At 66.5% G+C, this 17,282-nt stretch carries 16 protein-coding genes; 6 read left to right on the top strand and 10 right to left on the bottom strand.

The genetic code is table 11. From position 1 onward, the window contains the following. Positions 1–5 precede the first annotated feature (5 nt). Positions 6–761 (bottom strand): PIG-L family deacetylase, encoded by a 756-nt coding sequence (locus tag ACWDTI_RS15310; protein ID WP_449738953.1) that lies wholly within the window; start codon positions 759–761, stop codon positions 6–8. A 127-nt stretch (positions 762–888) separates the two neighbouring features. Here ACWDTI_RS15310 and htpG point away from each other — a divergent pair, with 127 nt between their 5' ends. Both htpG and ACWDTI_RS15300 read left to right on the top strand, forming a co-directional pair. Continuing rightward, positions 889–2,853 (top strand): molecular chaperone HtpG, encoded by a 1,965-nt coding sequence (gene htpG, locus ACWDTI_RS15305; protein WP_449738952.1) that lies wholly within the window; start codon positions 889–891, stop codon positions 2,851–2,853. 110 nt (positions 2,854–2,963) lie between these two features. Further along, on the top strand, positions 2,964–4,304 hold the full coding sequence (locus ACWDTI_RS15300; protein ID WP_449738951.1) for a hypothetical protein: 1,341 nt from the start codon (positions 2,964–2,966) through the stop codon (positions 4,302–4,304). Positions 4,305–4,307: 3 nt separating this feature from the next. On the opposite strand, the gene ACWDTI_RS15295 is transcribed toward ACWDTI_RS15300, so the two are convergent. Both ACWDTI_RS15295 and ACWDTI_RS15290 read right to left on the bottom strand, forming a co-directional pair. Continuing rightward, a complete protein-coding gene (locus ACWDTI_RS15295; RefSeq protein ID WP_449738950.1) occupies positions 4,308–5,228 on the bottom strand; it encodes an N-acetylglucosamine kinase in 921 nt (306 codons plus the stop codon). A 113-nt stretch (positions 5,229–5,341) separates the two neighbouring features. After that, complete coding sequence (locus ACWDTI_RS15290) at positions 5,342–5,782, bottom strand: hypothetical protein (RefSeq protein ID WP_449738949.1); 441 nt, start codon at positions 5,780–5,782, stop codon at positions 5,342–5,344. A gap of 140 nt (positions 5,783–5,922) precedes the next feature. Here ACWDTI_RS15290 and ACWDTI_RS15285 point away from each other — a divergent pair, with 140 nt between their 5' ends. Further along, complete coding sequence (locus tag ACWDTI_RS15285; RefSeq protein ID WP_449738948.1) at positions 5,923–6,396, top strand: nitroreductase family deazaflavin-dependent oxidoreductase; 474 nt, start codon at positions 5,923–5,925, stop codon at positions 6,394–6,396. Positions 6,397–6,404: 8 nt separating this feature from the next. Here ACWDTI_RS15285 and ACWDTI_RS15280 read toward each other — a convergent pair whose 3' ends face one another. Beyond that, positions 6,405–7,232 (bottom strand): crotonase/enoyl-CoA hydratase family protein, encoded by an 828-nt coding sequence (locus tag ACWDTI_RS15280; RefSeq protein ID WP_449738947.1) that lies wholly within the window; start codon positions 7,230–7,232, stop codon positions 6,405–6,407. A gap of 95 nt (positions 7,233–7,327) precedes the next feature. Between ACWDTI_RS15280 and ACWDTI_RS15275 the strand changes: the two genes are divergently transcribed. After that, positions 7,328–8,056, top strand: a complete 729-nt coding sequence (locus tag ACWDTI_RS15275; RefSeq protein ID WP_449738946.1) for a Clp protease N-terminal domain-containing protein — start codon at positions 7,328–7,330, stop codon at positions 8,054–8,056. 31 nt (positions 8,057–8,087) lie between these two features. Here ACWDTI_RS15275 and ACWDTI_RS15270 read toward each other — a convergent pair whose 3' ends face one another. Continuing rightward, entirely contained in the window at positions 8,088–8,654 is a 567-nt protein-coding gene (locus tag ACWDTI_RS15270; RefSeq protein ID WP_449738945.1) for a dihydrofolate reductase family protein, read from the bottom strand. A gap of 98 nt (positions 8,655–8,752) precedes the next feature. Between ACWDTI_RS15270 and ACWDTI_RS15265 the strand changes: the two genes are divergently transcribed. Together ACWDTI_RS15265 and ACWDTI_RS15260 are read left to right on the top strand one after the other, a co-directional pair. Further along, positions 8,753–10,621, top strand: coding sequence for an N-acyl-D-amino-acid deacylase family protein (locus ACWDTI_RS15265; protein WP_449738944.1), 1,869 nt, complete (start codon positions 8,753–8,755; stop codon positions 10,619–10,621). Between the two features lie 6 nt (positions 10,622–10,627). Then, entirely contained in the window at positions 10,628–11,101 is a 474-nt protein-coding gene (locus ACWDTI_RS15260) for a nuclear transport factor 2 family protein (protein WP_449738943.1), read from the top strand. 12 nt (positions 11,102–11,113) lie between these two features. Here the strand turns inward: ACWDTI_RS15260 and ACWDTI_RS15255 are convergent, their stop codons facing one another. From ACWDTI_RS15255 to ACWDTI_RS15235, 5 genes are all read right to left on the bottom strand, one after another. Next, complete coding sequence (locus ACWDTI_RS15255) at positions 11,114–12,820, bottom strand: alpha/beta hydrolase (protein ID WP_449738942.1); 1,707 nt, start codon at positions 12,818–12,820, stop codon at positions 11,114–11,116. A 68-nt stretch (positions 12,821–12,888) separates the two neighbouring features. Then, positions 12,889–13,995: an ABC transporter ATP-binding protein gene (locus ACWDTI_RS15250; protein ID WP_449738941.1), complete on the bottom strand. Its 1,107-nt coding sequence runs from the start codon at positions 13,993–13,995 to the stop codon at positions 12,889–12,891. 59 nt (positions 13,996–14,054) lie between these two features. Further along, complete coding sequence (locus ACWDTI_RS15245; protein WP_449738940.1) at positions 14,055–14,933, bottom strand: carbohydrate ABC transporter permease; 879 nt, start codon at positions 14,931–14,933, stop codon at positions 14,055–14,057. Further along, complete coding sequence (locus tag ACWDTI_RS15240; RefSeq protein WP_449738939.1) at positions 14,933–15,889, bottom strand: carbohydrate ABC transporter permease; 957 nt, start codon at positions 15,887–15,889, stop codon at positions 14,933–14,935. The genes ACWDTI_RS15245 and ACWDTI_RS15240 overlap by 1 nt, the downstream gene beginning before the upstream one ends. Positions 15,890–15,894: 5 nt before the next feature. Beyond that, positions 15,895–17,271: an ABC transporter substrate-binding protein gene (locus ACWDTI_RS15235; protein ID WP_449739047.1), complete on the bottom strand. Its 1,377-nt coding sequence runs from the start codon at positions 17,269–17,271 to the stop codon at positions 15,895–15,897. Positions 17,272–17,282 lie beyond the last annotated feature (11 nt).

Below are 17,282 nucleotides of genomic sequence, written 5' to 3'. Positions count from 1 at the left end.
CGCCGTCAGCCGAGATCCACGCCGCCCGGCACCAGGTCGCGCCGCAGGTAGCATTCCACGCCGAACAACCGCGCCCGACGGTCCGCGGGCAGTGCCATCAGCGCGCGCATCGTCTTGCTGCGCTTCACCTCGGTCTTGTGCGCGGCGATCGCCGCGGCCTTCCGGTCCCGCCACTGCGTCACGTCGAGCACGAGGTCGATCTCCTCATCGGGGGTGCCCGGCAGATAACGGCGCGGAGTGCCGGCCATGATGTCGGACATCACATCCTCCACCATCCACTCCGGAATCGTGACGAAATAGATCGACTTCACCTGCCACGCATCGCCGGACGAGTGGTAGAGCCGGCGATTGGCCGCGGCGTCGGCGGCCACGGTGGCGAGGCGATGCGCGTGGATGTGATCGGGGTGGCCGTAGATGCCGAGTGCGTCGTAGGTGACGATCGCGTCCGGCCGGAGCTGCCGGATGTACTCGGCCAGCGTGTGAACCGGCTCGTCGAACGGAACCGCGCAGAACCGCGGAGCGTGCGGCGCCGAATCCGGGACGTTCTCGTCGGCGTACCCCAGCATGATCGGCGGGCGCGGCAGACCGAGTTCGCGCGCGGCATCCACGAGTTCCCGTTGGCGCCACGTGCCTTCCGCCCACGTGCACATGACGAGATCGGCGTCGCCGCCGCGCGAGGTGTGGCGGGCGATGGTTCCGCCGGTCCACAACGACTCGTCGTCGGGATGAGCGTGCACGAACAGCAGACGGGGAGCAGACACTGCCACCTTTGCTTTCTCTGCGATGCTTCTTCTCCTGGCGGGCGACCCACCTCAGGGTAGCGCCAGCGGCGTCGGTAGACTGCGGCACCGGCATTGGCTGCAGGCGTGCAGGTGACGGAGGTCGATGATGAGCGGACAACCCGAAGTACACGAGTTCCAGGCGGAGACCCGGCAACTGCTGGATCTCATGGTGCACTCGGTGTACTCCAACAAGGACAGTTTTCTTCGCGAGTTGATCTCCAACTCGTCGGACGCGCTGGACAAACTGCGGATCGAGTCGCTGCGCGACAAGGACCTCGAGGTGGACGCCGGCGATCTGCACATCACCCTCGATCCCGACGCCGACAAGCGCACCCTGACCGTCGCCGACAACGGCATCGGCATGTCGCGCGACGACGTCATCGGTCTGATCGGCACCCTCGCGCGATCGGGCACCGCGGAGCTGCGCCGGAAACTGGCCGAGGCGAAGGACGCCGCCGCATCCGAGGAACTCATCGGTCAGTTCGGTATCGGCTTCTACTCGACGTTCATGGTCGCCGACACCGTCACGCTGGTCACCCGACGGGCCGGCGAGTCCACCGGCACGCGCTGGGAATCCACCGGTGACGGCACCTACACCATCGACGACGTCGACGACGCCCCGCAGGGCACCGCGGTCACCCTGACCCTCAAGCCCGTCGACACCGACGACCACCTCTACGACTACGCCGATCCGACCAAGCTGCGGCAGCTGGTCAAGCGCTACTCCGACTTCATCGGCTGGCCGATCCGGATGGACGTCGAGAAGACCGTTCCGCCCGCCGACGACGCCGACGAGGACGCCGAGCCGACCACCGAGGTCGTCACCGAGACCATCAACTCGCAGAAAGCCCTGTGGGCCAAGTCGTCTGACGAGGTGTCGGAGGAGGAGTACAAGGACTTCTACCGTCACGTCAGCCACGCCTGGGACGACCCGCTCGAGGTCATCACCCTCAAGGCAGAGGGCACCTTCGAATACCAGGCGCTGCTGTTCATCCCTTCGCAGGCACCCTTCGACCTGTTCATGCGCGAACACACCTCGGGCATCCACCTGTACGTGAAGCGCGTGTTCATCATGGACGACTGCGAAGAGCTGATGCCCGAGTACCTGCGCTTCGTCAAGGGTGTCGTCGATGCCGCCGACCTGTCGCTGAACGTCTCACGTGAGATCCTGCAGCAGGATCGACAGATCCGCGCGATCCGTCGTCGCCTCACCAAGAAGGTCATCTCCACGGTGAGCGACCTCGCGGCCAACCGCCCCGACGATTACCGCACCTTCTGGGAGAACTTCGGTCGTGTCTGGAAGGAAGGTCTGGTCAACGACCTCGACAACCGCGAAGCGCTGCTGAAGGCGTCGTCGTTCGAATCGACCGATTCCGCCGAGGACCTCACGACGCTCACCGACTACATCGGCCGGATGCGCTCCGGGCAGGACACCATCTACTACATGACCGGTGAGTCCCGGCAGCAGGTCGAGAACTCTCCGCACATGGAGGCCTTCCGCGCCAAGGGCATCGAGATCCTGCTGCTGACCGACCCGGTCGACGAGATGTGGGTGTCGAGCGGTGTGGAGTTCGAGGGGAAGTCGTTCACGTCGATCGCCAAGGGCACCGTCGACCTCGACGAGTTCGACGACGATGCCGACGCGGAAGAGGCGAAGGCCGACAAGGCCAAGCAGGCCGAGGACTTCGCCGGGCTGCTCGGCTGGCTCGGCGACACCCTCGGCGACGACGTGTCCGAGGCGCGCCTGTCCTCGCGCCTCACCGAGTCGGCCGCGTGCCTGGTGGGCGACACCTTCTCGATGTCGCCGCAGTTGGAGAAGCTCTATCGGGCGTCCGGACAGCCGGTGCCGAAAACCAAGCGGGCACTCGAACTGAACGCGGATCACCCACTGATCTCGGAACTGAAGACCGCGTTCGGGGCGTCCGACGACCACAAGGCCCTGGTGCCGACCGCCAAGTTGCTCTACGGGATGGCGGTGATCGCCGAGGGCGGCGAGCTCAGTGATCCGGCCGATTTCGCCAAGATCCTGGCCGGCACCCTGACCACGGCGTTGGGCGTCTCCGAGGGGTGACGGCAGCCGTCGTCTGATCGGGGGACATCGCGCCCGGCAAACTCCGGGTGGGCGTGCCGGGTCGACTAGGGTGAGTCCGATCCGAGCGCAGGTGGTGGAGAAAGGCAGCCGTGAGTCACCCGAACAATCCAGGTCAGCCTGGCAACCCGTACGACCCCACCGAGGGTGCCGGGGCAGCCGGCCAGCCGCAGTCCGGACAACCGGGCTACGGTGTGGACCCGAACGCCGCGTACGGGTCGGCACCCTACGGTGGCGGCCGGCCAGGTGACCCGTATTCGCCCACCGAGGTCGCGCCATCCGGAAATGGTGACGGCCAGGGTTACGCGCCTGCCGGATATCCGCCCTACGGGTACGGCCCCGGGGGTTACGGGCAGCAGGGACCCGGGCAGGGTTATGACCCCCAGACATACGGTCAGCAGAACTATGCGCAGGCGGGATACCCACCCCCCGGGTACGCCCCGCAAAACGCCTGGGGCCAGGGCCGGTACCCGCCGGCCCCGCAGAAGAACCGCCGCAAGCTCTTCCTCTGGTTGACCGGCGTCGCCGCCGTTCTCGTGCTGGCGCTGGTCGTCATCCTGATCGTCGTGACGACCCGCGACAAGGGGCCGGGCGGTTCACCGCAGGCGGCCGTGCAGACGTATCTGGACGGACTCGCGGCGGGCGACGCGAAGAAGGCGCTGTCGGTGATCCGCACGCCGGCGTCGGCGACGTTCCTCACCGACGGGGTGCTCAAGCAGCAGCAGAACATCGCGAAGATCACCGGGATCAATGTCCGCGAGCCCGACAACAACCTCGGCGAGTACGCGACCGTCAAGGCCACCTACGTGTTCGGCGATCGCAACGCCGACGTCGACTTCACCGTGAAGAAATCCGATGGCAGTTGGGTGATCGACAACGGCGCCATCGCCGTCGATGTGGAGAACCTGCGGGCTCCGGATCCCACGCTGTTCGGCACCGACATCGGCAAGGAGACCAAGGTGTACGTGTTCCCCGGGCCGCTGGTCTGGGGATCGAAGAACGCGAACGTCGAAGTCACCGACAAGCAGGCCAAGGACTTTCCCCTCGGACCCACCTCGTCGGCGTACGTGAGCCTGGATGTCGGACTCAGCGACAAGGGGAAGGCCGCGGTCAGCGACGCGATGAACGCCTACTTCGACAACTGTGCGGGTTCGACCCAGCCACGCGCGTCGACGGACCGCCCCGGCTGTGGGCAGTCGATCATCTATCCGGCGACTCCCGGTTCGGTGCGCTGGACGAAGCCCACCGATCTGTCGAACCTCGACTATCGCCTCGACTACGAGGACTCCAGCAAGGTCACGATCTACGGGACCGTGCAATGGTCGGCGACCTTCGTCCCGACCTACGGCAGCACGAACACCGCCACCGACACCGATTTCGTCAGTGGCCAGGTCGACCTGGGTACGTCAACCCCGGTGTTCACCCCGCGCTGACCCTCACGCGCGGCGCACCTGACCGGCCAGCGGATGCGACGACGGCAGGTCCAGCAGCAACGCCACCCCGTCGAGCGGTTCACCGTACGGCGGCCCCACACGGCACCGTGGATGCCGGGCCGTGACGAGTTCGACGAACCGCCGACGGATCTGGTCGTTGCCGCTCAGCACATTTCCCAGCCAACTCACACGGGCCGCAGAATCGGACTGTCCACTTCGATCGAGTGCCGCGGCCACCGAGGTGGCGAGTTCGGCGGCGGCGTGGTCGTTGATGTCGCGCGCAACGACATCGCCGTCACGCGCGGCGGAGTCCACGACAGGCGCGAACGCGGCGGTCCGGGTCACCCGATCGGGATCGCCCTGCAGCACCATGTACAACTCGGGGAGCGGTCCGAACATCTCCACCGCCGCGGCGTACAGACGGGTCTCCGGTCCGCGCCCGTCGAATGCCCGCAGGGCGGCATCGAGCCCGGCACGTCCGATCCAGTACCCGCTGCCCGCATCACCCACCAGATGCCCCCATCCGTCGACGCGCGCCGTCCCCGCCGGGCCGACCCCCAGGGTGACCACCCCCGTGCCGACAGCGGTCACCGCACCGAGTTCAACGCCGTTGGCCGCCAGGTAGGCGGTCACCGAATCGTGTGCCAACGCGACCTGCCGAACACCGAGATGCTCGAGCGCGCTGAGCAATTCGTCCGGTCGTGACGCTTCGGGGGTGAGGCCCGAGACCCCGGCCGCCACGGCATCGACCGTGATGCCGAGCGATTCGGCGAGCATGCTCACCGCGTCGGCGATCTGCCCGACCACGGGCCGGTCGGTGTACACGGGCGGGCCGTCATGGTCGCCGGCCGACCCCGGGCCGACGAGTCGCAGACGTGTTCCGGACTGTCCGCCGTCGACGAGAATGCGTCGCTCCTCGACCAACTCCGACCTCCCGAGACACGCACGCCGTCCCTCCCGGCGGTCACCTGCCAGTCAAGCTACCCCCGTCGTTTGGTCGTCGCCAACAGCCGTGTTCGCCGCGGCCGGTGGGGAACTCACGCGGCGGCGTCCGCCGCCATGGTCAGCGCGATCAGCTCGACGTCGTTGGCGCGGTGGACGGGGTGGATCGGCACGCGGTGACGTCGGGCCTGATCGGTCAGCAGCCGCGCCCAGGCACAGTCGTCCTCGGACAGACCGTCGCGTCCCGGGCGGGTGATCAGGAACGCGACCGTGAGTCCCGGAACGTCGCTGATCGTCTCGTGCAACCGGGTCATCAGGATGTCGGTGAGTGCGCCGTCGGGTTCCGGCGGAAGCGGCAGTTGATTCAGCGCCGGGACGATCCTCCGGTCGGTGTCGACGAACGCGAACCACAACAGCGACTCGCTGAAGCCCAGGCGTCCCATCAACGCACGCCAGCGCTGGCGTAGGTCCTGAGCGCACTCGATCGGCTCGGACGCGGTCTCGATGGCGGGAATCGGGGTGTTATCTGGTGTCATGCACCGATCGTCACCCCGATCCGGCCAGTCGAGGCCGGCTGCGTCCACAGGCGCGTGGACCTGTGGATACCGGGGTTGCGGATCGGTCTCCGGTGTGGTGGTGGCAGAACCGGTGTGCCGGGGCTGACAGACTTGGGGTCATGGGCGTACTCACACCGTTGGCCGTCAAGATCGGCTCGATCAGTTGGATGCCGCGATTGCTCCCGCAGATCGTCTACTGCGACAACCTGGTTCAGCGCGCGACGGGGCAGCGCGTCGGGTTGCTCGACATCGCGGGGCTACCCAACATCACCCTGCGGGTCGCCGGCCGGCGCAGTGGCATCATCCGCAGCACCCGGCTGCTCGCCGTTCCCGTCGACGACGACTGGCTGATCGCCGGCTCGTACTTCGGCGGCCCCGACACGCCGCAATGGGTGCACAATCTCCGTGCTGCGGGCGCAGCCGAGGTCGGCAGGCACGGTCGAACCGCGTCGATGACCGCCCGGGAACTCGACGGCGACGACCGGGCGGCGGCCTGGGAACAGCTGCGGTCGGTCTGGCCGAACTTCGACCTTTACGTCACGCGCACCGATCGCACGATCCCCGTCTTCCGGCTCTCGCCCGTCGCGGCCTGACGCGCAGGTCAGGCCCCGCGGAACTCGGGCGGACGCTTCTCGAAGACGGCGCTGATGGCCTCGGTGAGATCCTCGCTCGGCAGGAACGCGGCATTCCAGGCGGCGACATACCGCAGACTGTCCTGCACCGCGCTCGTCCGCGTGTGGTCCAGCACCGACTTGACGCCCTGCACGACCAGAGGGGGATTGGCGGCGATCTCGCCGGCGGTCGCGCGCGCTGCGGCCAGCACCGCGTCCCGATCCGGCAGCACATCGTTGACCAGCCCGATGCGCGCGGCATGATCGGCGCCGATGTCCTTGCCGGTCAGAGCGAGTTCGCGCAGATGGCCGTCGCCGATGATCGCGGGCAGGCGCGCGAAGCTGCCGACGTCGGCGACCATCGCGACCTTCACCTCGCGCACGCTGAACTTGGCGTCGGCGCTCGCGTAGCGGATGTCGGCCGCACTGATCAGATCGACGCCGCCGCCGATGCACCAGCCGGCGATGGCCGCGACCACCGGTTTGCGGCAGTCCGCGACGGCGGTGATCGACGCCTGCATGTGGCGGATGGTGTCGTGGAAAGTGGTGCGGGGACGCGCTTTTGCGTTCTCACCGAGCACCGGTCCCAACTCACCGCCCATCGCCGCGAGGTCGAGACCGTACGAGAAGTTCGGGCCGGCGCCCGCGAGCACGATGGCCCGCACGTCGTCGTCGCGGTCGAGTTGGGCAAAGATCTCGGGCAGTTCCCGCCAGAAATCCGGGCCCATCGCGTTGCCCTTACCCGGTCCGACGAGGGTCACCTCCGCGACGTGGTCGGAGATGGAGACCTCGAACGCTGTCCACTGTTGGTCGCTCATCTGCATGAGGTTACCGGTCGGTCAGGACATCGGAAGCGGCATACCGCCGTCAACCTATGGTTGACGGCGGACATTCGTCAACCTACTGTTGACGCATGTCCGAAGAACGCACGAAACTCGTCAACGTCCGCATCGACGACCTCATCGATGGCATCCGGAAGGTGCACTCCGACCCGCTCGAGCAGCTCTCGGACGCCGTGGTCGCCGGCGAGCATCTCGGTGACCTCGCCGACGCTCTCATCGGGCATTTCGTCGACCAGGCCCGTCGCGCCGGAGCGTCGTGGACGGCGATCGGGTCGAGCATGGGCGTCAGCAAACAGGCGGCGCAGAAACGCTTCGTCGGACAGGCGCCCGCCGCGCCCGCCGAGTCGGCGTCGAACCCGTTCGCCCGCTTCACACCTCGGGCGCGCAATGCCGTGGTGACCGCCCACAACCTGGCCGTGGCCGACGCTTTCGAGTATGTGACGCCCGCCCTGTTGGCGCGAGGTGTTCTGGGCGAGGACAAGTCGTTCGGGGTGTCGGTGCTGCGCTCGTGCGGTGCCGACATAGATGTCGTGGCACAACAGCTTTCGCAGGTCGCCGATGATCGGAGGCGAATTGCCCCGGCGGCGATGGTGCCGTACGACGACGCCGCCAAGACGGTCCTGGAACAGACCGTGCAGTCGGCGGTGCGTCTGGGCCACAACTACGTCGGGACGGAGCATCTGCTGATCGCACTGTTCGCCGACGTGGAGGTCGGCGAGATCCTGACCGGAGCCGGAGTGGATGCCGAGTCGTTCGAGAGCGCCGTCACCGACCAGCTGTCTGAGCTGACTCGCGGGTGAGTGTTCTTCTGCCGGTGAGGATTCCCTTGACTCACCCTTGTGCCCGCGGCCCGGACACCGCATAGCGGGCACACACGAACGCGCTGTTGCGATCCACCTCCAGTAACTCGAGGTCGAACCGTCGAGGAAACAGTGGCCGTCCCGACCCCAGCGTGACCGGAGCGATGTTCACGACGATCTCGTCGAGCATCCCGGCTTCCGCGAACTGCGCGGCGAGGTCGCCGCCACCCACCACCCACACGTCCTTGCCGCCCGCGGCCTCGAGCAACCTCGCGCGCATCTCGGCCGGCGGCCCCGACACCATCTCGACGGAGTCGGCCACCGGCGCGGGGTCGCGGTGGGTGAAGACGAAGCACGGAATCTCGTACGGCCACGGATTCCCCTGCTCCACTTCGTGATCGAGCACCCATCGATAGGTGGTGGCGCCCATGGCCAGCGCTCCGATATCGGCGATGAACGCGGTGTAGTTCATCGGGCCGTCCTCGTCGATCGGTTGGCTCAGCAGCCAGTCGAGTGAATCGTGGTCATCGGCCAGGTAGCCGTCGAGCGTGGTCGCGGTGTAGTAGCAGAACCGCGGCGCGCGGTCGTCGTCGGTCATGGGAGAACCTCCGGGTTCGGTCGTCGCTTCAGTATCCATCCCCGCCCGGGCGTCCACGCACGGCAAGCAACCACACCCGGGTATACATATTTCACGAAATGTCTACTGAATCGTTGACACAGGTCGCAGCGCCCGTCTCTAATGATCCGGTGACCTACGACACAATCATTCGCAACGCGCTGTGGTTCGACGGGACGGGGGCGCCGGGGCGGGTTCGCACCGTCGGTCTCCGCGACGGCCACGTGGCCACGGTCTCCGCCACCGGGCTCGACGACCCGGATTGTCCCGAGGTCATCGACGCCGACGGTCTCTGGTTGATGCCCGGCATGGTCGACGTGCACACCCATTACGACATCGAGGTCCTCGCGCAACCGTCGCTGTCGGAGTCGTTGCGGCACGGCGTCACCACCGTTCTGGTCGGGTCCTGCTCCCTGTCCACGATTCATGTCGACGGCACCGACGCCGGGGATCTGTTCGGCCGGGTCGAGGCGATTCCGCGCGAACACGTGATAGCCACCGTGGACGCGCAGAAGACATGGTCGACACCCGCCGAATACATCGAGGCGCTCGAATCCCGTGCCCTCGGCCCCAACATCGCCGCGTTCATCGGTCACTCCGACATGCGTACCGCCGTCATGGGACTCGACCGGGCGACCCGGAAATCGGTGCGGCCCAAGGCGTCCGAGATGGCGCAGATGGAACGCTGGCTGCGCGAGGCGATAGACGCCGGATTCGTCGGGATGTCCTCGCAACAACTGCTTTTCGACAAACTCGACGGCGACACCTGTCGATCCCGCACGCTGCCGTCGACATATGCGAAGCCCCGGGAACTCCGTCGCCTGAAGTCCATTCTGCGCAAGACCGGCCGCATCCTGCAGTCCGGGCCGGACATTCAGAATCCGCTCAACGTCGGCTCCCAGGCGTTCACCTCGGTCGGCTTCCTGCGCCCGCAGCTGCGGACGAGCCTTCTGTCGGCCGCCGACATCAAGGCCAACCCGTACGCGATCAAGATCCTGGGACCGCTTGCCGCACTGGTCAATCGGCTCGGCGGGGACTTCCGGTGGCAACACCTGCCCGTCCCGTTCGAGGTCTATGCCGACGGCATCGATCTGGTGATCTTCGAGGAATTCGGTTCGGGCGCAGCAGCACTCCACCTCAAAGAGGAGATCGCGCGCAACGAGCTGATGCGCGACGAGGACTATCGCCGCCGGTTCCGCAAGGACTACGAGTCGAAATACGGTGTCCGCGTGTGGCACCGCGATTTCTTCGATGCCGAGATCGTCGCGTGTCCCGACGCGTCGGTGATCGGGAAATCGTTCGGGCAGGTCGGGGTCGACCGCGGCGGGGTCCATCCGGTGGACGCATTCCTCGATCTCGTCCTCGAGCACGGTACCCGACTGCGTTGGCGGACAACCATCTCCAATCACCGCCCCGAAGTCCTCAAGCAGCTGGCGGCCGAGCCGGGCGTCCATATCGGCTTCTCCGACGCGGGCGCCCATCTGCGTAACATGGCGTTCTACAACTTCGGGCTCCGCCTGCTGCGGCACGTCCACTCCGCCGAGCAGGCCGGGACACCATTCCTGGACACCGCCACCGCGATCCACCGGCTGACCGGGGAACTCGCCGACTGGTATCGCATCGACGCCGGGCACCTGCGTCCCGGCGACCGCGCCGACCTGATTCTCGTCGACCCCACGAAGCTCGACGCCTCACTCGATGCGTACGCGGAGGCACCCGTCGAGGCCTACGGCGGCATGCAGCGCATGGTCAACCGCAACGACGACACCGTCGTCGCGGTATTCGTCAGCGGCCGCAAGGTCTTCGACCACGGCACACCCACCGACATCGTCGGCACCGAACGCACCGGGCAGTTCCTCACCTTCGATGGCCGCGCGCCCGCGGTCCGACCCGAACTCGCGGCGCCGACCCCGGCGCTGCCACAACGCGATCTCGCCGATGTCGGGTGATCAGCGATGAGCACCGACATCGCCGAATCCGCGACCACCGACGCTGCGACGATCGTGAAAGGGCTCTGGGCGGCCCTCGGGCAACGGGATTGGGACGCCATGGCGCCCTTCCTCGCCGACGACTGCATCTATCTCGACGTGCCGTTCGGACCGGCGCTCGCCGCGCGCGGTCCCGTCGATATCGTCAAACGCATAAAGATCGCGTTCGAACCCTTGGCCTCCTACACCAACCACGACGGAACCCTCGTCGCGACCGGTGACGACGTCATCTACGAACACTCCGAGACCTGGACATGGCCGACCGGAGAGGTCGCGGTCCTGCCGTTCGTCAGCGTGCACAAGGTCGTCGGCGGCAAGATCTCGCTGTGGAAGGACTACTGGGACTCGCCGACGCTCGTCAACAGTGCGCCACCCACCTGGATGGAGGATCTCGCCACCGCCGACACCAGCTGGGTGTTCGACGCGACCGGCCTGGTCTGAACCCGCAGGTGATCAGTCGCGGGTGAGCCGGGGGAGCAGCGCCTTGGTCTTCTCCTCGGTCCACCCCGGCGGCTCCAGGATCTGGGCCCACGCGTACGGGATGGCCGACAGGTAGTCGTGGCCGTGTCCGTCGGGCACGCTGGTGGACACCGCCATGTCGGCGGACACCTGCAGGAACGTCACGAACGGGATCCAGTGGGTGGACGACAGGACGTCGCGACCGCGCGGTTCCTTCAGCCAGTCCGGCTCGTTCAGGATCAGACGCGGACTCCACCACGTGATCGGATCGCTGGCGTGCTGGAGGTAGACGACACGCGTCTGCTTCCACGGTGCGTCGGGCCGCGCCAGGTCTTCCTGGTCGGCGATGAACCGGACGTGTTGGCCGTTGTCGTAGATGGGCTGCCACTGCGGGCTGCCCGCGTCCCGGTTGCGTGTGGTGTCGTTCCACAGCGTGTTGTTGAAGGTGGGGCCGCTGAACAGCGCCCCGTCGGTGCGCGCGGACACGGTCTGGATGGTGCCGAATGCCGCCTCGCCGGCAAAGGACCCCAGACTCTCGCCGAACACGACCAGCTTGGGCCGCTCCGCTTCCGGGATCGCCCGGACACGCTCGTCGACCGCCTCGAACAACGCCTGACCGGCCTGCCGGGCCCGTTCCTTGTCGACCAGGAACGAGATCCAGCTCGGGAGATAGGAGTACTGCATGCTCACCGTGGCGATGTCGCCGTTGTACATGTACTCCAGCGAATCGACGGTCGCCTTGTTCACCCAGCCGCTGCCGGTCGACGATCCCACGACGACCACCTTGCGTTTCAGACCACCGGTGCGCTCGAGTTCCTGGGCGGCGAGATCGGCGGTCTCGCGGATGGTGTCGGCCGAATCGAGTCCGGCGTAGACGCGAATCGGTTCGGTGGCCGGCGTCCCGTTGAACAGCGTGAGCGCGCCGACGTCGGGGCCGCGCGAGACGAAGACGCGCCCCTCGCGTCCGAGTGAATCCCAGGTCACCAGCGATCCCGGTCCACCCGAGCGCAGCTCGGAGGTGGGCGGAGAGTTGTCGGCCTTGGTCTCGTTGTTGGCCGCCGCGAAACTCGAGTTCAGCGCGTCCATCACATTCGAGACGATCACACCGTTGAGCAGGAACACCGTCAGAATCACGACCAGCGCGGCACCGACCACCGCCGAGACCCGTGGTGGTGCAATGCGGTTGAGCTGACGGATCGCCCACCGGACGGCCGACGCGAACAGCTGTCCGAGGGTCATCAGCAGAAGGAACACGATCACGGCGACGATCGCGATCGTCGGGTATGCATGCCAGCCGAGATGGTCGACGCCCATGATGTCGCGGATGTCGTTCTGCCACATCGAGAACCAGATCAGCATCAGCACGGTGCCGACCACCGCGACTCCGGCCATGGTCAGCCAGTACTCGCGGGCCGCGCTCGGCCACCGTCGGTCGCGCGAGATCATGAATCGTGCGAGCCAGGCGAGGAAGACGCCGAGGCAGTATCCGATCGCGGCGGACGCGCCGCTCACCAGACCCTGGAACAGGGCGTCGCGGGGCAGGAGCGACGGCGTCATGGACAGCCAGAGAAAGACCAGGGCCATGACCATGCCCGCGAAGGAGTAGCGCTGGAGATGACGGCGCCACCAACTGGGCCGCGGTGCCTCCTCGGTGCGCTCGGTGGCGGTATCGGTTGCGGGGGTACTGCTCTCAGAATCCACCGAGTGCTCCTACGGGTCGTCAGCCCGCACAGAGTACCAGCAGTCGCCCCGGCCCACCGCACGCCACATCAGTTGAGACGATCACCCGTGCCGGGGTCGAACAGATGAACCGCGCTGTCGGCCTGCCGCAGGCGAAGACCTTCTCCGAGCTTGGCGGGCGCCCGCTGAGACGATCGCGCGACCAGCATGACCGGATCGCCGTCGAGGGTGGTGATCGACGGGTCGTCGACCTTGGCGTACACATAGGTCTCGCTGCCCAGCTCCTCGAGCAGGGCGACCTCGGCGTTGATGCCGTGGGTGTCGTCTCCGAGGGCCAGATGTTCCGGGCGGATGCCGACGATCACGGTGTCGAGTCCGGAGCGGCGCAGCGCGGCGGAGGTCTCGGCGTCGAGATCCACCGTGGCGCCGGCGACCGCGATCGAGTCGTCGTGAACGGGCGCGGTGAACAGATTCATGGCGGGCGATCCGATGAATCCGGCGACGAACGCATTGATGGGACGGTCGTACAGTTCCGTCGGCGACGAGAACTGCTGCAGCACACCGTTGCGCAACACCGCGACCCGATCGCCCATCGTCATCGCCTCCACCTGATCGTGGGTGACGTACACCGTCGTCGTCCCGAGGCGACGCTGCAGTGCGGCGATCTCGGTGCGGGTCTGCACGCGCAACTTCGCGTCGAGGTTCGAGAGCGGCTCGTCCATGCAGAACACCTGCGGTTCCCGCACGATCGCGCGCCCCATGGCGACACGCTGGCGCTGGCCTCCGGACAGCTTCGCAGGCTTACGGTCGAGATAGTCGGTCAGGTCGAGCAGGCGGGCCGCCTCGGCCACCTTCTGCTTGCGTTCCTCGGCCGAGACACCCCGCATCTTGAGCGCGAACCCCATGTTCTCGCCGACGGTCTTGTTCGGGTAGAGGGCGTAGTTCTGGAACACCATGGCGATGTCGCGGTCCTTGGGGGCGACGCCGACCATGTTCGCCCCGCCGATGCGGATCTGGCCCGAGTCGATCTCCTCCAGACCGGCCAGCATGCGCAGTGCGGTGGATTTGCCCGAGCCGGACGGGCCGACCAGGACGACGAACTCGCCGTCCTCGATGTCGAGGTTCAGCCGGTCGACGGCGAGTTTCTCCGCGCCGGGATAGACGCAGCAGGCGTTGTCGTAGGTGATGGATGCCATGGGATGTTCTCCTGGAATCTGAGGGGGAAGTGGTTGGTGGACGAGCTATTTGATCGCTGCTACTTGATGGCGCCGAACGACAGACCGCGGACCAGTTTGTTCTGGGCGATCCAGCCGCAGATCACGACCGGGAGTGCGGCGAGCACCGACGCCGCCGACAGTTGCGCCCAGTACAGACCTTCGCCGGACATGAACCCGGTCAGGAAGACCGGCATGGTCTGGGCATTGACCGCCGTCATGGTGACGGCGAAGAAGAACTCGTTCCACGAGAAGATGACGCAGATGAGCGCGGTGGCCGCGATGCCCGGCGAGATGAGCGGCAGGATCACCTCCCGGACCGAGGTCCACAGGCTGGCGCCGTCGATGCTCGCGGCCTCCAGGAGTTCTCCGGGGACCTCGAGGAAGAACGACCGCATCATCCACACCGCGATCGGCAGGTTCATCGCGGTGTACAGGATGATGAGCGTCCAGATGTTGTCGAGCATGCCGAGCCGGCCGACGATCACATACAGCGGGATGATCGCCGCGACGATCGGCAGCATCTTGGTGCTGATGAAGAAGAACAGCGCGTCCTGGGTCTTGCGGACGGGACGTAGCGACAACGCGAACGCGGCCGGAACACCCAGTGCCAGAACCAGAATGGTCGACACGATGGTCGAGAACAGCGAATTGAGCAGCGGGGTACCGATGCCCGACTCGAACACCGTGCGGAACTGCTCGAGCGTCGGCGTGAAGATGAACGTGGGCGGGTCGGTCGCCGCCTGGCTCTCCTTCTTGAACGCGGTCAGCACCATCCACAGCACGGGAAAGAAGAAGCCCAGCGCCAGAATCCAGGTGATCACCGTGAGCAGGGTCTGCTTCGGGTCGCGGTGACGATGGACGTCGACCGGCGGTGCCGGCGTGTGCGAGGTGGGTGGTCGGTTCAGGGTGGTGGTCATCAGGCTGCCTCCTCGGTTCCGCTGAAGCTCTTGAAGATCAGGCGCAGTGCCAGTGATGCGACGACGATGGTGCCGACCACCGTGACCACGCCCATCGCGGCCGCCTGCCCGATGTCGAATCCGAGGAAGGCGCGCTGATAGATGTAGAACGGCAGGTTCGAGCTCGCGACGCCCGGCCCGCCGGAGGTCATCATGTAGACGGCGTCGAACGTGTTGACCAGGTAGATGGCTCCCAGCACGGTGCCGAGTTCGATGAACCGCCGCAGATGGGGCAGGGTCAGTTCGCGGAACAACCGAAAGCTGGTGGCGCCGTCGACCCGCGCGGCCTCCTGGATGTCGTGCGGCATCGACTGCAGTCCGGCCAGGATCAGCAGCATCATGAAAGGTGTCCACTGCCAGACCAATTCGGCGATGACACTGCACAGCGGGTACTGACTGAGCCAGTCGGTGTGGATGCCCAGCGGACTCAGCGCCCAGTTGACCAGGCCGTTGGTCGGGGAGAGCAGGCTGGTCTTCCAGAGCAGCGCCGCCGCCACCGGCGTGACGAGGAACGGGGTGATCAGCAGGGTGCGAACCACGCCGCGGCCGACGAACTTGCGGTCGAGCAGCAGCGCGAAGATCAGCCCGAGGATGACCGACGCGACTACCGTCCCGCCGATCAGCAGCACGGTGTTGAGCGTGACGTGCCAGAACTGCAGGTCGGTGAAGACGGCGATGTAGTTGTTGAGCCCGACGAACTCTCGCGATCCGGGCCGGACCAGGTTCCACGACTGCGTGGAGTAGAACAGCGTGAACAGGAACGGGATCTGCGTGACGACGATCATGAAGACCAGCGCCGGCAACAGCGGTCCCCGACGCCGCCAGGCTTCGGCTCGCGTGATGTGGTCGCGTCGCGAGCTCAGCGATGGTCCTTCGGGCGCCGGCCCGGCGCCCGGTTCGACAAGTGCGGTGGCCACGTGCCTCACCTCTCGTTTCGGTATGTCTTGCCGACGGTCTCGGCGTATTTCTGGCTCTGGGCAAGTGCCTGATCGACACTGATCTGTCCGGCGATGGCTGCCGAGATCTGTTGGCTGACGCGGGTTCCGAGATCCTGGAACTCGGGAATCGCCAGGAACTGGACTCCGGTGTAGGGCACCGGCTGCAGTGTGGGTTCGAGCTGGTTCGCCGCCTTCATCGCGGACAACGTCGGCTCGGCGAACGGCTTGGCGATCGCCTGGTACTCGGGCAGCTGATAGGTCGAGAGCCGGCTGCCGGGCGGAACATGTGTGGCACCAAGTGTTTTCGCGACGTGGGCGATGTAGTCGCGGTTGGTCATCCAGTCGATGAACTTCCATGCCTCGTCGCGCTTGTGGCTGCTGGTGGGGATCCCCAGCGACCACGTGTAGAGCCAGCCGTTGTCGCCCTTGGCCATACTCGGCGCAGGCAGATATCCGACGTCACCGGCGATGGTGGAGGTGTCGGGGCTCTCCAGGACCGACACGGCCGACGTCGCGTCGTACCACATCGCGGTCTGCCCCTGCGACATCAGGTTTCCGCATTCCTGGAAGCCCGACGACGCGGCGCCCGGTTCGCCGTAGCGGCGGACGGTGTCGACGTAGAAGTTCACCGCGGCCTTCACTTCGGGGCTGGTGAGCTGGGCATTCCAGTTCTCGTCGTACCATCGTCCGCCGAAGGCATTGATCACCGTGTCGAGCGGTGCGAGCACCTCGCCCCATCCCGGCTTGCCGCGCAGGCAGATTCCGTAGGTGTCGCCGCGGTTGAGCTTCGCCGCCGCCTCGGCCACCTGGGGCCAGGTCGGCTCGGCCGGCAGGGACACCCCTGCGTCGGCGAACATCTTCTTGTTGTACATGAGGAACGACGACTCTCCGTAGAACGGAGCGGAATACATCGAACCCTTGTACGAGAGTGCATCTTTCAGCGTCGGGATGAAGTCGTCGGCATCGTAGGACGCGTCCGCGGACATGTACGGCGAGAGATTGACCAGCCATCCGTTCTCGGCCCACATCGGCGTCTCGTAGTTGCTGATCATCACCACGTCGAACTCGCCGCCGCCGGTGGCCACCGACGCGGTGATCTTGGCCCGTGCCTGGTTTTCCGACAGGGTGACGAACTTGAGCTTGATCCCGGGGTTCTGCTGCTCGAACTGGCCGGACAGTTTCACCGCGTCGGTCATCTGGGAGTTGGACACCATCGCGATGGTGACCGAATCGCCACCGCCGCCGGTGAGGGAACCGGCTCCCGAACAGCCGGCCAGGACCAGTGTCAGTGCGGCACCGACGGCCAGCGATGCACGCATGCGTCGGGTGCGTCCCGACAATCGTCTGATCCGTGAGCGCATGGAGTGCTCAG

This window comes from Gordonia sp. NPDC003424 (assembly GCF_053588655.1).
Note: the sequence above shows the minus strand (reverse complement) of the source record. Positions and strands in the feature narration are given on the sequence as shown.

Excerpts from the sequence above, each read along its gene's own strand:
- ACWDTI_RS15235 (WP_449739047.1), bottom strand. The coding sequence starts at position 17,271 with ATGCGCTCACGGATCAGACGATTGTCGGGACGCACCCGACGCATGCGT.
- ACWDTI_RS15290 (WP_449738949.1), bottom strand. The coding sequence starts at position 5,782 with ATGACACCAGATAACACCCCGATTCCCGCCATCGAGACCGCGTCCGAG.
- htpG (WP_449738952.1), top strand. The coding sequence starts at position 889 with ATGAGCGGACAACCCGAAGTACACGAGTTCCAGGCGGAGACCCGGCAA.
- ACWDTI_RS15285 (WP_449738948.1), top strand. The coding sequence starts at position 5,923 with ATGGGCGTACTCACACCGTTGGCCGTCAAGATCGGCTCGATCAGTTGG.
- ACWDTI_RS15265 (WP_449738944.1), top strand. The coding sequence starts at position 8,753 with ATGTCTACTGAATCGTTGACACAGGTCGCAGCGCCCGTCTCTAATGAT.
- ACWDTI_RS15280 (WP_449738947.1), bottom strand. The coding sequence starts at position 7,232 with ATGAGCGACCAACAGTGGACAGCGTTCGAGGTCTCCATCTCCGACCAC.
- ACWDTI_RS15275 (WP_449738946.1), top strand. The coding sequence starts at position 7,328 with ATGTCCGAAGAACGCACGAAACTCGTCAACGTCCGCATCGACGACCTC.
- ACWDTI_RS15245 (WP_449738940.1), bottom strand. The coding sequence starts at position 14,933 with ATGACCACCACCCTGAACCGACCACCCACCTCGCACACGCCGGCACCG.
- ACWDTI_RS15270 (WP_449738945.1), bottom strand. The coding sequence starts at position 8,654 with ATGACCGACGACGACCGCGCGCCGCGGTTCTGCTACTACACCGCGACC.
- ACWDTI_RS15250 (WP_449738941.1), bottom strand. The coding sequence starts at position 13,995 with ATGGCATCCATCACCTACGACAACGCCTGCTGCGTCTATCCCGGCGCG.
- ACWDTI_RS15260 (WP_449738943.1), top strand. The coding sequence starts at position 10,628 with ATGAGCACCGACATCGCCGAATCCGCGACCACCGACGCTGCGACGATC.